A 14,137-nucleotide genomic window follows, 5' to 3' on the forward strand; every position below is an offset into this window, starting at 1 on the left:
CTGAACGCCTATCCCGGAAGAAGCGAAGCCCTCAAAGCCGCCGACGAGGCCCTCTACGCCGCCAAACAGGCCGGCCGAAACCAAATCCTCCTCGCGGGACAAGCACCCTCACCCATCCAGGACGCCGCATGACATCTGCCCTTGCAGCGGCCTGAATGGGCCGGATCTGCTTCGACGTCTCAGGGCCTGATGCTGACGAAGACGGGATTGGCGTAGAACCACAGATCGTCCCAGGGATTCTCCCCTGCCGGATCGATTTCCGGCTCCAGTTCGTCGGTATTGGTGCCCCGCACGCGAAGATACATCGGTCCGCTGAATTCCGGCAGGCGATAACGCACCACGATATCCTCACCTGCAACCTGCCAGTCCGCCGCAGTGAAGCGGGCAATGACACTCGTCTGCGGCGCACGGTCGGCAGTACGGTTTGCTGCGGGGCCGGTCACCGGACCGCCAATGAGATCGATCCGGCGCACCATCGGATCACGTCCTCCGGCATTGAATCGCTTCGGATCGCGGACGCGGATTTCGATCAGGAGGGGCTGGCCCTTGCGCACGGCCAGTTCCTCGCCGATTCCCGCCCTGCCCTTCGCGCCCGCAGGCCGCACCGCGACATCGACCGCCGACACCAGATCACCCGTCGTCACGAAGATGCGGCCATGCCGCAAGCCATCGACGATATCGGCATAGTCCTTGCGAGCCAGCACATAGGTCTTGGAATATTCGCCCGGCCAGAAGTCGTTGCCGCCCTCGCGCCAGTTGAAGTGCGAATCCGACGTGGCCGTGATCCACCAGCGGCGCCCTTCGGCCAGCATGGCATCCCAGAAGCCCCCGGTAATCGCGGTCATGGGATCAAAGCCGCCGCGCGTCGGCACCTGCTTGTAGCCACCGCGCCGTCCTTCGGGATCGATCCCACCATCGGGCTTGAACGCGCTGGCCTGATGGCCGGGCGCGCCTTCCATGCCCACGGCAACCTCTGGTGCGGTATCGTTCCAGTCGCGCAGTTCGGCCGGATCATAGCGGCCATAAGCATCCAGCGCCTTGGCCGAACGGGAAGGATGGTTGGCAAAGACCAGCGGCGGGAGGGGCTGCGCCTTCATGGCGCGAAGAGCGGAGAGCATGTGCGAAGGTTCATCGAAGGCAGGATCGGCGGGCCATGGTTCGCGCCGGGAATAGCCCTTTTCGATCTCGAACAGCTGCGAGCGTTCGCCCGCGCTGTGCGGCACGATCAGGCTGGCATGATCGCCATTGGGCGGATCAAGTTCCATCCCGAAGAACTGGAGCACTTCGGGCACGGCCTTGCGCGATTCGAGTAGCGCCGGATAGGCCAGATCGTGGTTCACGCGCGAATGGTTCGGCCCGCCGTGATCGGTCGATACCATCCAAGAAAGCCCGAAGCTGCGCGCCATTTCGGCATTCTTGCGGATGGAATAGCGCCCGTCCCGACCCAGCAGGGCAATGGGCGGACCATCGGGATTGGCGGGATCCTTCTCGTAATCGACGCTGAATTCGCTGTGAATGTGATGATCGCCCGCAAGCCACTGGCGCGCGCCCTTCGCCTTGCCGCGCTGCGCAGGCGCTTCCAGCACCTGCCCGTGATCGCCATGGGCCAGCGCCGGAACCGGCGAGAGTGCAACGGCGGTGAGCACCGCAAGCTTGAACAGTTTCATGGCGCGATCATTCTCCGGCAACGATGCTTGGACGCCCCCGCGCCTGCACCCCGTGCGTTACATCTGTTTGACGAAACCCGTCATTTTCCAGCGCGGCCATGCCGAAACGAAAAAGGCCCCGCCTTGCGGCGGAGCCTCGTTCGTCTGATCGCTGGCGCGGTCCTCAGTCGTCAGACTTGAGGAACGCCGGCATGTGATCGGGAGCAGGGCCATCATCGCGGTCACGGCGCGGGCGATCGCCCCCTTCGCGGCGCGGGCCGCGATCGCCGCCCCTGCCACCACGATCACCGCGCGGTCCGCGGCGATCGCCGCCACGGTCGCCACGCTCGCCCTTCGGCTCGCGCGGCGGACGGGTGTCTTCCAGTTCGGCACCGGTTTCCTGATCGACCACCCGCATCGACAGGCGAACCTTGCCGCGCGGGTCGATCTCAAGGACCTTCACATAGACTTCCTGACCTTCCGAAACGACATCGGTCGGCTTTTCGACGCGCTCGTTCTTCATTTCGGAAACGTGGACCAGACCGTCCTTGCCACCCATGAAGTTCACGAAGGCACCGAAGTCGACGATGTTGACGACCTTGCCCTTGTAGATCTTGCCCGGTTCGGCTTCCTCGACAATGCCGAGAATCCAGTTCTTGGCCGCTTCGATCTGCGCCAGATCGGACGAGGAGATCTTGATGATCCCTTCGTCGTCAATGTCGACCTTCGCGCCAGTGGTCGCCACGATCTCGCGGATGACCTTGCCGCCGGTGCCTATGACATCGCGGATCTTCGACTTGTCGATCGTGATGGTCTCGATGCGGGGGGCGTGCGCCGAAAGTTCGGTGCGCGCTTCGCCCAGCGCCTTGGTCATCTCGTTCAGAATGTGAGCACGGCCTTCCTTGGCCTGACGCAGCGCCACCTCGAAAATCTCGCGGGTGATACCGGCAACCTTGATGTCCATCTGCATCGTGGTGATGCCTTCGGACGTGCCCGCCACCTTGAAGTCCATGTCGCCGAGGTGGTCCTCGTCGCCGAGAATATCGGAAAGCACCGCAAACTCGCTGCCTTCAAGGATGAGGCCCATGGCAATGCCCGAAACCGGACGCTTCACCGGAACGCCCGCATCCATCATCGAGAGGCAGCCGCCGCAGACGGTGGCCATCGAGGACGAGCCGTTGGATTCGGTCACGTCGGAAAGGACGCGGATGGTGTAGGGAAACTCTTCCTTGCTCGGCAGCACGGGGTGCAGCGCACGCCATGCCAGCTTGCCATGGCCCACTTCGCGACGGCCCGGAGCGCCAAAACGGCCAACTTCACCAACCGAATAGGGCGGGAAGTTGTAGTGGAGCATGAAGCTTTCGTAGCGCAGGCCCTCAAGGCCGTCGATCATCTGCTCGGCGTCCTTGGTCCCCAACGTGGTCGTGCAGATGGTCTGCGTTTCTCCGCGCGTGAACAGCGCCGAACCGTGGGTGCGGGGCAGGAAGCCCACCATCGCCTCGATCGGGCGGACCTGCGTGGTGGTGCGCCCGTCAATGCGCTGGCCATCCTTGAGGATCGCGGTGCGCACGATGTCGGCTTCCACCTTCTTCATCGTCTTGATTGCGACCATCTGCGTCTGCGGGGTTTCATCCGCAAACGCGGCCTTTGCCTTGGCGCGGGCCTCGTTCAGCGCGTTCGAACGCGCCGACTTGTCGGTCAGCCTGTAGGCGGCGGCGACATCGGCACCGACCAGCTCCTTGAGCTTCGCCTTGATCTCGGCGGTGTTGTCCGTCAGGTCGATTTCCCAGGGATCCTTGGCAGCCTTTTCGGCAAGCTCGATGATCGCGCCGATAACCTTGCGGCATTCGTCATGCGCAAACATGACCGCGCCAAGCATTTCTTCCTCGGTCAGTTCCTTGGCTTCGGATTCAACCATCATCACGGCCGAATCGGTTGCCGCGACAACGAGGTCGAGGCGGCCCTGTTCAAGCGCTGCATCCTGCTTCGGATTTAGCACGTATTCGCCATCGACATAGCCGACACGCGCCGCGCCGATCGGACCCATGAACGGCACGCCCGAAATGGTCAGCGCAGCCGATGCGGCAATCATCGCCACGATATCGGGTTCGGTTTCGCCGTCATAGCTCAGCACCTGGGCGATGACGTTGATCTCGTTATAGAAACCTTCGGGGAACAGCGGCCGGACCGGACGGTCGATCAGGCGGGAAACCAGCGTTTCCTTTTCCGTCGCGCCGCGTTCGCGCTTGAAGAAGCCGCCGGGGATGCGCCCCGCAGCCGAATACTTTTCCTGATAGTGGACGGTCAGCGGGAAGAAGTCCTGCCCTTCCTTGACCGACTTGGCGGCCGTGACGGCGCAAAGGACCACAGTTTCGCCATAAGTGGCGAGGACCGCGCCGTCAGCCTGACGGGCAATGCGGCCGGTTTCCAGAGTGAGGGTCTTTCCGCCCCACTCCAGCGATACGGTTTTGACGTCGAACATTTTACATCCTTCAGCCCGCGCGCCCTATTGCGAGCGGGGTTTGCTGCCGGGCAAATACCGTCCCGGTCCGGTGCGGGGCATTTGATCCTGCCCACAAGGCGCTTCGCCGAATTGCAAAGCCGCCTTCATTTTCGGTCGCATCGCGACGAGTGAAAACCGGTTCCCACTTTTCGCGCGATACTCCCAGAAAGCAAAAGCGGCCCGCTTGGGGCCGCTCCGCTGGTTACTTGCGAAGACCGAGCTTCTGGATCAGCGCGTTGTAACGCTCCACATCTTTCCTCTTAAGGTAATCGAGGAGCGAACGGCGCTTGTTCACCATCATCAGCAGGCCGCGACGCGAGTGGTTGTCCTTGTGGTGGGACTTGAAATGCTCGGTCAGCGTCTGAATGCGAGCGGTCAGGATTGCCACCTGCACTTCAGGCGAACCGGTATCGCCTGCGGCGCGGGCGTTGCTGGCAATGACTTCCTGCTTCTTCTCGGCGGTAATCGACATGTCTTCTCACTCCGCGACATCGGAAAGGTTGAACCCCCTCTGGACCTTCAGGCTTCCGCCCAAAACCTCTACCAGCGCCAGCGGCACACGGCCTGCTTTCGCCCAGTAAAGCCCGTCCTCGAAGGGCAATCCCGCCAGAACGCGGCCCTGACGGACCGCCCTTGCCTGCTCGGGATCGAGGGAGAGAGCCGGGATGTCGACCAGCCCTGCCTCCAGCGGCAAGAGAATGTGTTCAAGGGCCGCCCCTTGGCCCAGTTCGTTCAGTTTGTCCAGCGAAATCGCCTGTTCGATGGCAAACGGGCCGGCCTTCATGCGGCGCAGCATGGCAACATGGCCCACCGTGCCCAGCGCCCGCGCCAGATCGCGGGCAAGGCTGCGGATGTAGGTGCCCTTGGAAACTCTGGCGGTCAGGGTCAGTTCCTCAAGTGGCTCGCCCCCCTGAGGTGGCGCGGCGACCAGCGAATGCACCGTCACCTCGCGCGATTTCAGCGCGAAGACCTCTCCCTTGCGAGCCAGATCATAGGCCCGCTCGCCATCGACCATCAGGGCCGAGAACGCGGGCGGCACTTGGCTGATCGTGCCGGTGAAGCGCGGCAAGACCGCCTGAACCGTCGCCCACGATGGCCGCTCCGCGCTTTCGGCAATGGCCTTGCCTTCAAGGTCGAGCGTATCGGTCTCGGTTCCGAACCGGACGGTAAAGGCATAGACCTTGGTCGCATCCAGCATCCGGCCGCACAGCTTGGTCGCCTCACCCACGGCAATCGGCAGGACGCCGGTGGCCAGTGGATCAAGCGTGCCGCCATGGCCGACCTTGCACTTGCCATATCCCGCCTCGCGCAGGTTACGCTTTACCGCGCCGACGCCCTGCGTCGAGCCGAGGCCAAGCGGCTTGTCGAGAACGATCCAGCCATCCACCACGATCAGCGCTGCCCCGGGCCGGCAAAAAGATTGGCCAGCGCGGCAAGCTCTTCGCTCATCCACTGCACCGGCGGGCCGATGAGGCGCTGCACCAGTTGCAGATCGGGCGCGAACCACGGCAGGATCACCAGCAAGCCAAACACGATGAGCAGACCGAACGGTTCAAGCCGGGCATAACCGCGTGCAAGCGGCCCCGGCAAGACGCCCATGACGATGCGCGATCCGTCAAACGGGGGGATCGGCAGCAGGTTGAAGGCACCCAGAAACAGGTTGATGAACAGGAAGTTGAGCAGGTTCTCCGCCACGAACCGCGCAGGCAGCCCTGATGCCGATGCCATAAGGCCAAGGCAAACCGCAGCCAGCGCCGCGAGCACGAAGTTCGCGGCGGGGCCTGCGGCGGCCACCAGCACCATGCCCCAGCGCGGATTGCGCAGGCGCCGGAAATCAACCGGAACGGGCTTGGCCCAGCCGAATACTGGCGCGCCCGACAGCTTGAGAAGGCCCGGCAGGATGATCGTGCCGAAGGGATCGACATGGCGCAGCGGATTGAGGCTCAACCGGTTCTGCTCCGCCGCTGTCGGATCGCCCAGTGCGCGGGCCACCCAGCCATGCGCCACTTCGTGAAACACGATCGCCAGAACCATCGGCACGGCAATAGTGGCGATCTGCCATGCAAGGCTTTCGGGATTCATGCCCGCTTCTCCTGCCACTCATCGCGCAGGATGGAATAGAGCACGGTATCGCGCACCCGGCCCGTCCATGTCCTGCGTTCGCGGCGCATGATCCCTTCTTCCATACAGCCCAGCTTGGCAACCGCTGCCCGGCTGCGCAGGTTCATCACGTCCACCTTGAAAACCACCCGTTCCAGCCCGCGGGCAAAGGCATGATCCAGCATGAGCCGTTTGAGCCGCCCGTTGAAACCGGTGCCGCGCAGGCGGGGCACGATATAGCTGTTGCCAATCTCGATGGACCAGCCCGGCATTCCATTCTCGATCCATGCCGTCATGCCCACCAGTTCCTCGCCGGAAAATATCGCATAGGGCCGACGCGCGCGGCCACTGGCCAGAAGGCTGTCAAACTGCGGATCGAATGCCTCGCCCCTATAGCTGAAGGGATAGATTTCCCAGATTTCGGCATCCTCGGCGCAGGCCGCGCGCAAGCCTTCGCGGTGCTGTTCGTCCAGCACTTCCAGCCGCAGTTCGCCGTCCGCCAGCGGCACATGAAGGCCATCGTCCGCCGTCATGCCAGCGCCTCCGAAAAGTGCTTGCGGCAAAGCGCGACATAGCGGTCATTGCCGCCGATCTCGGTCTGTGCGCCCGCCCGCACCGCACCGCCGCTTTCGTCCACGCGAAGGTTCATCGTCGCCTTCCGGCCGCAGTGGCACACCGCCTTGAGTTCCACCAGCGTGTCGGCAATGGCCAGCAATGCGGCCGAGCCTTCGAAGAGTTCTCCCTGAAAATCGGTTCTCAGGCCATAGCACAGCACAGGGATGCCCGCCTCATCGGCAAGGCGCGCCAGTTGCCAGACTTGCCGTTTGGTCAGGAACTGCGCCTCATCGACCAGAACGCATGAGAGCGGCTGTATCAGATGGGCAGCTTTCACCGCCGCCCACATGTCGGTATCGCTGCCGAAGCGATGGGCTTCGGCGTTCAATCCGATCCGGCTTTCGATCGCACGGTCTCTGCCGCGGTCGTCGATGGCAGCGGTCCACAGCATCGTGGCCATGCCGCGTTCGCGGTAGTTGAAGTCCGCCTGCAACAGGTTCGTCGATTTGCCCGCATTCATGCTGGCGTAGTAGAAATAGAGTTTGGCCATCGCCCGACTGCCATAATCGCGGCGCACCGGAACGCCAGAGGGCAGAAGCGATTATTCGACAGGTCACTTGGTCCACGGGATGTGCCTTATGCCGAAGCCAGCAGCAATCAGGAGCATCATCGGCCTCAGCCTGATGGCCGCCGCGCTTGTGCAGGCGGGCGTGGCAACGGCCAGTGGCAGCAATGCACTACGTTACCAGCTCGATCCACGCCAGAGCGATGTCGCCGCCAAGGTGAACTTCTTCGGCCTTGCCAGCAAGACGGCCCGCTTTCCAAAGGTCAGCGGCGGCATAGAACTCGTCCCTGCCCGCCTCGATACGATCCGCATGGATGTCACGCTCGATGCTTCCGCCCTTGAAGCGGGCGATCCGCTCACGCTTGAACGCCTGAAAGGCGAAAACTTCTTCGACGTGGCGCGCCATCCCACGGTGCGTTTCAGCGGGCGGCGAATGACGATGACCGGCCCAGCAACGGCCATAGTGGAAGGCGATCTCACCGCGCGCGGGGTGACTCGGCCGGTCGTGCTGGATGTCAGCTTTGCCGAACCACCTGCCTCGGCATCGGGCCGCGAACCGATCCAGTTCAGCGCACAGACCCGCATCGACCGCACCGATTTCGGCATGGCGGCCTATCGCCTGATCGTGGGCAAAACCGTCACGATTACCATCAAGGCCCAGATGGTGCCGGGCTGAACCGCCGGGCCGCAGCCCTGTTTCAGGTGTCGTCGCCGTCTTCCGCATCAAGGTCGCGGCGGACCTTGGGATCGGACAGCAGCTGCTCGATGCGGGAGGCCTCGTCGAAGCTTTCATCGGCAAGGAACTTGATCCGCGCAGCGTATTTCAGCCTCAGCCGCTGCGCCACCTCGCGCTGGAAAAAGGCAGTATTGACCCGCAACGCCTTGAGCACGATGTCCTCGTCCTGTCCCAGCAGCGCCTTCACGAACACCGTGGCATGACGCAGGTCGGGCGACATGCGCACTTCGGTTACGGAAACGGTATGCGCCGTCAGCACATCGTCATGCACCTGCTGGCGCGTCAGCAGCTCCGACAGGATATGGCGCACCTGCTCGCCCACCTTGAGAAGGCGCACGGAACGGGTTTCGGGGGACGTCTGATGCCTGGCCAAATTCAACTCATCTTCGAAAGAATGCGCGCGATGGAACGCACGTTTCGGGCGGTTCCCCGGCAACCGAGCCGTCGCTCGATGAAGGCTCCGGTCAGCTTGCTTTCGGCAACGCCGTTCGCAAAATCAATATAGATGCTGCGTTCGCCGATTGCCAGTTTCTCCAGCCCGCGCATCGCCTGGTCCGCAGCCAGCCTGTCGAAAGCTGCCCTTTCGGGCTGGCGCTCCAGAAACATCGTGTGGACCAGATTGTCCTTGCCGATGCCGGTGAAAGGATTGCCCTCTACCGCCTCGGCAATCGCCGCACGATCACGCACGGCCACGAAGCTCCTGATATTGAAGCGGTCCAGCATCACGTGGCTGAACAGGTCTTCCAGCCCGTCGAGCGGGCGCTCGTCATGGTCGAACAGCAGGTTGCCGCTTGCGATCACGGTTTCGATGCCGCTCAGCCCCTCGCGCTCGAATGCCCAGCGCATGTCTGCCATAGACAGGCGGTTGCCACCGACATTGATGGAACCGAACAGGGCAACATAACGGGCCATGCGAGCCTCCATTGCGCCGCAAGGCCCGGAAGCGCTGACATCCGGGTTCCCTCCCGCAGGCAGGAGGGAACCAGTGCGGATCGCGGCTTCGCGGAATGGGCCTTACAGGGTGCGTTCGCGCATCTCGACTTCGAAGACTTCAAGCTGGTCGCCCGGCTTGATGTCGTTGGTGTCCTGTAGCACCACACCGCATTCGAGGCCCGCGCGCACCTCCGGCACGTCGTCCTTGAAACGGCGCAGCGATGCGATGATCGTCCGGCTGACGATGACATCGTTGCGGGTAAGGCGCGCATGGATGCCCTTGCGGATGGCCCCTTCGACCACGAGCAGACCGGCCGCCTTGTCCTTCTTGCCTGCCGGGAAGACTTCCTTGACCTCGGCACGGCCGACAACCGTTTCGATTGCCTCCGGTCCCAGTTCGCCCGCCATTTCAGAACGGATATCGTCGGTGAGCTGATAGATCACGTCGAAGTATTTCATCCGCACCTTGTTGCGCTCGATCAGCTCGCGCGCCTTGGCGTTCGGACGGACATGGAAGCCGACGATCGGTGCACCGCTGGCCTGTGCAAGGTTCACGTCGCTTTCGGTGATCGCGCCCACGCCAGAGGCAAGGATGCGAACCTTGATCTCGTCGGTGGAGATCTTGTTCAGCGCATTGACGATCGCCTCGACCGAACCCTGCACGTCGGCGCGGATAACCAGCGGATACTCCTTGACCGTGTTCTTGGCGGCCAGTGCGGAGAACATGTTCTCAAGGCTGGCAGGCGCCTGTGCGGTGCGCTTGGCCGTGGCGCGTTCCTGACGGTAAGCCGCCACTTCACGGGCCCGTGCCTCGCTTTCGACAACCGTCAGCGTATCGCCGGCCATCGGCACGCCGCCGATGCCCAGCACCTCGACCGGCAGCGAAGGCGGAGCGACCTTCACCTGACGGCCCTTGTCGTCCAGCATCGCGCGAACGCGGCCCGACTGGGTGCCAACCACGAAAATGTCGCCAACCTTGAGCGTGCCGCGATTGATAAGCACGGTTGCCAGCGGACCCTTGCCCTTGTCGAGCTTGGCCTCGATCACGGTGGCTTCGGCCGCCCGGTCGGGATTGGCCTTGAGTTCCATGAGTTCGGCCTGAAGCAGGATCTTCTCGATCAGCTCGTCAAGCCCTGCACCGGTCTTGGCCGAAACCTCGACATCCTGCACGTCGCCCGACATCGCCTCGACGATAACTTCGTGCTCCAGCAGTCGCTCGCGGATCTTCTGGGGGTTGAACTCCGGCTTGTCCGACTTGGTGATCGCCACGATCATTGGCACACCGGCCGCCTTGGTGTGGTTGATCGCCTCGATCGTCTGCGGCATCAGCCCGTCATCGCCCGCCACCACAAGGATGACGATATCGGTGACATTGGCCCCGCGCATGCGCATTTCGGTGAAGGCTTCGTGGCCCGGCGTATCAAGGAAGGTGATGAGATCGCCGCTTTTTGTCTTGATCTGATAGGCGCCGATATGCTGCGTGATGCCGCCGGCCTCACCGCGCACCACATCGGTTCCGCGCAGCGCATCCAGCAGCGAGGTCTTGCCGTGGTCGACATGGCCCATGATCGTGACAACCGGCGGACGCGGCTTCAGCGTGTCTTCGGGATCGACGTCGGCCGAAGTGTCGATGTCCGCATCGCTCTCGCTCACGCGCTGGATGTTGTGGCCGAACTCGGTCACGAGCAGTTCCGCGGTGTCCTGATCGATGGTCTGGTTGATCGTCACCATCATGCCCATCTTGAACAGGGCCTTGACCAGATCGGCCGCCTTTTCGGCCATGCGGTTCGCCAGTTCCTGAACGGTGATCGCATCAGGCACCACCACATCACGCACCTGCTTTTCGCGCGGCTGCGACTGGCCTGCATAGTGCGCCCGGCGCTCCTTCTCGCGGGCACGCTTCAGCGCGGCGAGCGAGCGGGCACGAGCGCCTTCGTCCTCGTTCAGCGCGCGGGTCACGGTCAGCTTGCCGCCACGGCGATCCTCAACCTTGCGGTCACGCGGCACGCTGGTCGGCTTCTTGGCGGCGGGTTCAGGGCGCTTGGCCGGGGCCGATGGCGCAACCGGCGTGAAACGGCGCGGCGCGGGGATGACCGGCGCCTCGGCTTTCGCGGATCCCGGCTGCGTCCCGTCGGATCGACCGCCATCAGGCTTGCCGGAATCCGGCTGAAGATTGTCGGCTTCGGCGGCTGCCTTGGGTGCAGTGGTGCCATCACCCGCCGTGGGTGCAACCTCCGGCTGCGCTGTCGGGGCAGGCGCCTCCACATCGGCAGAACCTGACGCGGGATTCTCGGTCTTGGCCGCTTCAGCCTCTGCACGGGCCTTTTCTTCGGCACGGCGGCGCTCTTCCTCGATGGCGCGCTGACGCTCTTCCTGCTCGCGCCGGTTGGCAGCCTCAAGCGCGGCAAGGCGTGCTTCTTCCGCCTCGCGCAGCAGACGGGCCTGCATTTCCTGGCGCGTCTCGCGGGTTGCCGAAGGCGGCGGAGGCGGCGGCGGGGGCGGCGGAGGGGGAGCGACCGGCGCGGGCTGCGGCGCAGGAGTCGCGGGCGCGGCCGTTGGTGCGGCCTCGCCCGGACGCCCCATCAGCTTGCGCCGCTTCACTTCGACCACCACCTTGTTGGTGCGACCGTGGCTGAAGGTCTGCTTGACCTCTCCGGCCTCTACCGCCGTCTTCAGGCCCAGCGGCCTGCGGCCCAGCGTCGGCTTCTTGTCGCTATCGCTCATCGAACTCATTCGCCCTTCGTATCAATATCGTCGTTTGCCGCCCCGTCCGATGGAGGATTGGCGGCTTCAGTCTCGTTGCCGAGAAAATGCATCAGACGCTGAAGCAATGCCTTCAGCCTTTCGGCAGCGGCAGGATCGGTCAGCGCAAAGTGAACGACGTTGTCGCGGCCCAATGCCACAGACAGCGCCGCGCGGTCCAGCGGCAAGATTGCGCCCTTGAGGCCCGAACCTTCAGCGCCTTCGCCGACCCGCCATGCCTGCGCCAGCTTGTTGGGTCCATCGCTGCCGGCGTCGCAGGCATGTCCAAGGAACGTCACCGCCCCGGATCTGCAACCCTGCGCGATCTTTTCCGTTCCAAGCAACATGTTGCCTGCGCGCAGCTCAATGCCGAGCCGGTCCGTCACCAGACGGCGAAGCGCCTGTTCGATACGATCGGCCAGATCGGCAGGAATGGTCAGCGGCGCCCCCTTGAAGGCGCGGGCGAGCGCTCCCCGCAGCTTGCCATTGGCCAAAGCCTTCTCCAGCTCCGGCCGGGAGACCCCAAGCCATGCCCCCCGCCCCGGCGCACGCGCCATGACATCGGGCAGAACCAGACCGTCGGGCGAAATCGCAAGGCGGATCAACTGCCCGCGCGAATCATGTCGCCCGGTCAGCACGCATTTCCGTTCCGGCGGGGCCTTCCCCGCCGGCAAGGCGTCAACGCTGTCGGAACTCAGCGGCTCATTGTGAGGACTCCGCATCGGCGGCCTCCTCAGCTGCGGGTTCGTCGGCGAACCCCGGCTCGTCTTCAAACCAGTGCGCACGCGCGGCCATGATGATCTCGTTGCCCTGCTCTTCGCTCAGGCCATATTCGCCCAGCACGCCACCCTTGTCTTCGGCACGCTCCGGACGGTCGCCCTTTTCGCGCGGCCCCTTGTCGTTACGGCGGCGCTGCTCGGTGCGCTTCTTGGCGATGAGTTCGTCAGTCGCAAGATCGGCCAGATCATCGAGCGTCTTGATCCCCGCCTTGCCCAGCGTGACCAGCATGGCCTCGGTCAGGTGCGGCAGGTCGGCCAGCGCATCTTCCACGCCCAGCGCGCGGCGCTGTTCGCGCAGCGCTTCCTCGCGCCGCTCGATCGCCTCGACCGCGCGGCTCTGGAGCTCTTCGGCCAGTTCCTCGTCGAAGCCCTCGATCGCGGCCAGTTCGGCCATCTCGATATAGGCCACTTCCTCCAGCTCGGTGAACCCTTCGGCCACCAGCAATTGCGAAAGCGTCTCGTCGACGTCGAGTTCCTCCTCGAACATCTTCGAGCGTTCGGCGAACTCCTTCTGGCGCTTTTCCGAAGCCTCGGCCTCGGTCATGATGTCGATGGCCGATCCGGTCAGCGACGATGCCAGACGCACATTCTGGCCGCGACGGCCGATGGCAAGGCTGAGCTGATCGTCGGGCACGACCACCTCGATCCGCCCTTCTTCCTCGTCGATGACAACGCGGCTGACCGTGGCGGGCTGCAATGCGTTGACCACGAAAGTGGCGGTATCCTCGCTCCAGGGGATGATGTCGATCTTCTCGCCCTGAAGTTCCTGCACCACGGCCTGCACGCGGCTGCCCTTCATGCCGACGCAGGCACCGACCGGGTCGATACTCGAATCCCGGCTGATGACGCCGATCTTGGCACGGCTGCCCGGATCGCGTGCGGCGGCCTTGATCTCGATGATGCCGTCGTAGATTTCGGGCACTTCCTGCGCGAAGAGCTTCTTCATGAACTCAGGATGCGCGCGCGAGAGGAAGATCTGCGGGCCGCGGTTCTGCCGCTCGACCTTGAGGATCAGCGCGCGCACACGCTCGCCCACGCGCGGCACTTCACGCGGGATCTGCTGGTCACGCCGGATCACGCCTTCGGCCCGGCCGAGGTTCACGATCACGTGGCCGAACTCGACCGACTTGATGACCCCGGTGATGACTTCGCCGACACGGTCCTTGAACTCGTCATACTGGCGGTCACGCTCGGCATCGCGGACCTTCTGGAAGATCACCTGCTTGGCAGACTGGGCATCGATGCGCCCCAGATCGACCGGCGGCAGGGGATCGACGATGAAATCGCCGATCTTCGCGCCCGGTTGCAGCTTCTCGGCCTGCTTGAGATCGACCTGCTTGAAGTAGTCTTCGACCACATCGACCACTTCCACCACACGCCAAAGGCGCAGGTCGCCGGTGCGGGGATCAAGCTTGGCGCGGATGTCGTTCTCGGCGCCATAGCGGTTGCGCGCCGACTTCTGGATCGCCTCTTCCATCGCCTCGATGACAACCGACTTGTCGATCATCTTCTCGGTGGCAACCGCGTTGGCGATCGCAAGCAGTTCGGCGCGGTTTGCGGAAATCGCACTGGCCATGG

13 protein-coding genes are annotated in these 14,137 nt (G+C 63.8%); 1 reads left to right on the plus strand and 12 read right to left on the minus strand.

What is annotated here, in order from left to right:
• Positions 1-179: 179 nt before the first annotated feature.
• The 7 genes from DKM43_RS00380 to DKM43_RS00410 form a co-directional block, all read right to left on the minus strand.
• Entirely contained in the window at positions 180-1,667 is a 1,488-nt protein-coding gene (locus DKM43_RS00380; RefSeq protein ID WP_109796516.1) for a CehA/McbA family metallohydrolase domain-containing protein, read from the minus strand.
• A gap of 163 nt (positions 1,668-1,830) precedes the next feature.
• Positions 1,831-4,128 carry a polyribonucleotide nucleotidyltransferase gene (gene pnp, locus DKM43_RS00385; protein ID WP_109796517.1) on the minus strand — a complete coding sequence of 766 codons (2,298 nt, stop codon included), beginning with the start codon at positions 4,126-4,128 and terminating at the stop codon, positions 1,831-1,833.
• A gap of 223 nt (positions 4,129-4,351) precedes the next feature.
• Positions 4,352-4,621: a 30S ribosomal protein S15 gene (rpsO, locus tag DKM43_RS00390; RefSeq protein WP_109796518.1), complete on the minus strand. Its 270-nt coding sequence runs from the start codon at positions 4,619-4,621 to the stop codon at positions 4,352-4,354.
• A 6-nt stretch (positions 4,622-4,627) separates the two neighbouring features.
• The gene (gene truB, locus DKM43_RS00395) at positions 4,628-5,539 is read right to left on the minus strand and encodes a tRNA pseudouridine(55) synthase TruB (protein WP_109796519.1); all 912 of its coding nucleotides are present in this window, start codon (positions 5,537-5,539) and stop codon (positions 4,628-4,630) included.
• A 2-nt stretch (positions 5,540-5,541) separates the two neighbouring features.
• Positions 5,542-6,231, minus strand: coding sequence for a site-2 protease family protein (locus tag DKM43_RS00400; RefSeq protein WP_109796520.1), 690 nt, complete (start codon positions 6,229-6,231; stop codon positions 5,542-5,544).
• Complete coding sequence (locus DKM43_RS00405) at positions 6,228-6,782, minus strand: GNAT family N-acetyltransferase (protein ID WP_109796521.1); 555 nt, start codon at positions 6,780-6,782, stop codon at positions 6,228-6,230. Before DKM43_RS00405 ends, DKM43_RS00400 begins: the two co-directional genes overlap by 4 nt.
• The gene (locus DKM43_RS00410; RefSeq protein ID WP_109796522.1) at positions 6,779-7,354 is read right to left on the minus strand and encodes a thymidine kinase; all 576 of its coding nucleotides are present in this window, start codon (positions 7,352-7,354) and stop codon (positions 6,779-6,781) included. Before DKM43_RS00410 ends, DKM43_RS00405 begins: the two co-directional genes overlap by 4 nt.
• An 88-nt stretch (positions 7,355-7,442) precedes the next feature.
• Between DKM43_RS00410 and DKM43_RS00415 the strand changes: the two genes are divergently transcribed.
• Positions 7,443-8,045, plus strand: a complete 603-nt coding sequence (locus tag DKM43_RS00415) for a YceI family protein (RefSeq protein ID WP_109796523.1) — start codon at positions 7,443-7,445, stop codon at positions 8,043-8,045.
• A gap of 22 nt (positions 8,046-8,067) precedes the next feature.
• On the opposite strand, the gene rbfA is transcribed toward DKM43_RS00415, so the two are convergent.
• The 5 genes from rbfA to nusA all read right to left on the minus strand — a co-directional run bounded on the left by rbfA (position 8,068) and on the right by nusA (position 14,135).
• The gene (rbfA, locus tag DKM43_RS00420) at positions 8,068-8,478 is read right to left on the minus strand and encodes a 30S ribosome-binding factor RbfA (RefSeq protein WP_109796524.1); all 411 of its coding nucleotides are present in this window, start codon (positions 8,476-8,478) and stop codon (positions 8,068-8,070) included.
• Positions 8,479-8,480: 2 nt separating this feature from the next.
• A complete protein-coding gene (locus DKM43_RS00425) occupies positions 8,481-9,017 on the minus strand; it encodes a DUF1697 domain-containing protein (protein WP_109796525.1) in 537 nt (178 codons plus the stop codon).
• Between the two features lie 102 nt (positions 9,018-9,119).
• Positions 9,120-11,762, minus strand: a complete 2,643-nt coding sequence (gene infB / locus DKM43_RS00430) for a translation initiation factor IF-2 (RefSeq protein WP_201739740.1) — start codon at positions 11,760-11,762, stop codon at positions 9,120-9,122.
• A 5-nt stretch (positions 11,763-11,767) separates the two neighbouring features.
• Positions 11,768-12,502, minus strand: a complete 735-nt coding sequence (locus DKM43_RS00435) for a DUF448 domain-containing protein (RefSeq protein WP_109796527.1) — start codon at positions 12,500-12,502, stop codon at positions 11,768-11,770.
• Positions 12,483-14,135, minus strand: coding sequence for a transcription termination factor NusA (gene nusA, locus DKM43_RS00440; protein WP_109796528.1), 1,653 nt, complete (start codon positions 14,133-14,135; stop codon positions 12,483-12,485). Before nusA ends, DKM43_RS00435 begins: the two co-directional genes overlap by 20 nt.
• Positions 14,136-14,137: the final 2 nt, after the last annotated feature.

Source organism: Novosphingobium meiothermophilum, from assembly GCF_003171715.1.
Taxonomy (GTDB): Bacteria; Pseudomonadota; Alphaproteobacteria; order Sphingomonadales; family Sphingomonadaceae; genus Novosphingobium; species Novosphingobium meiothermophilum.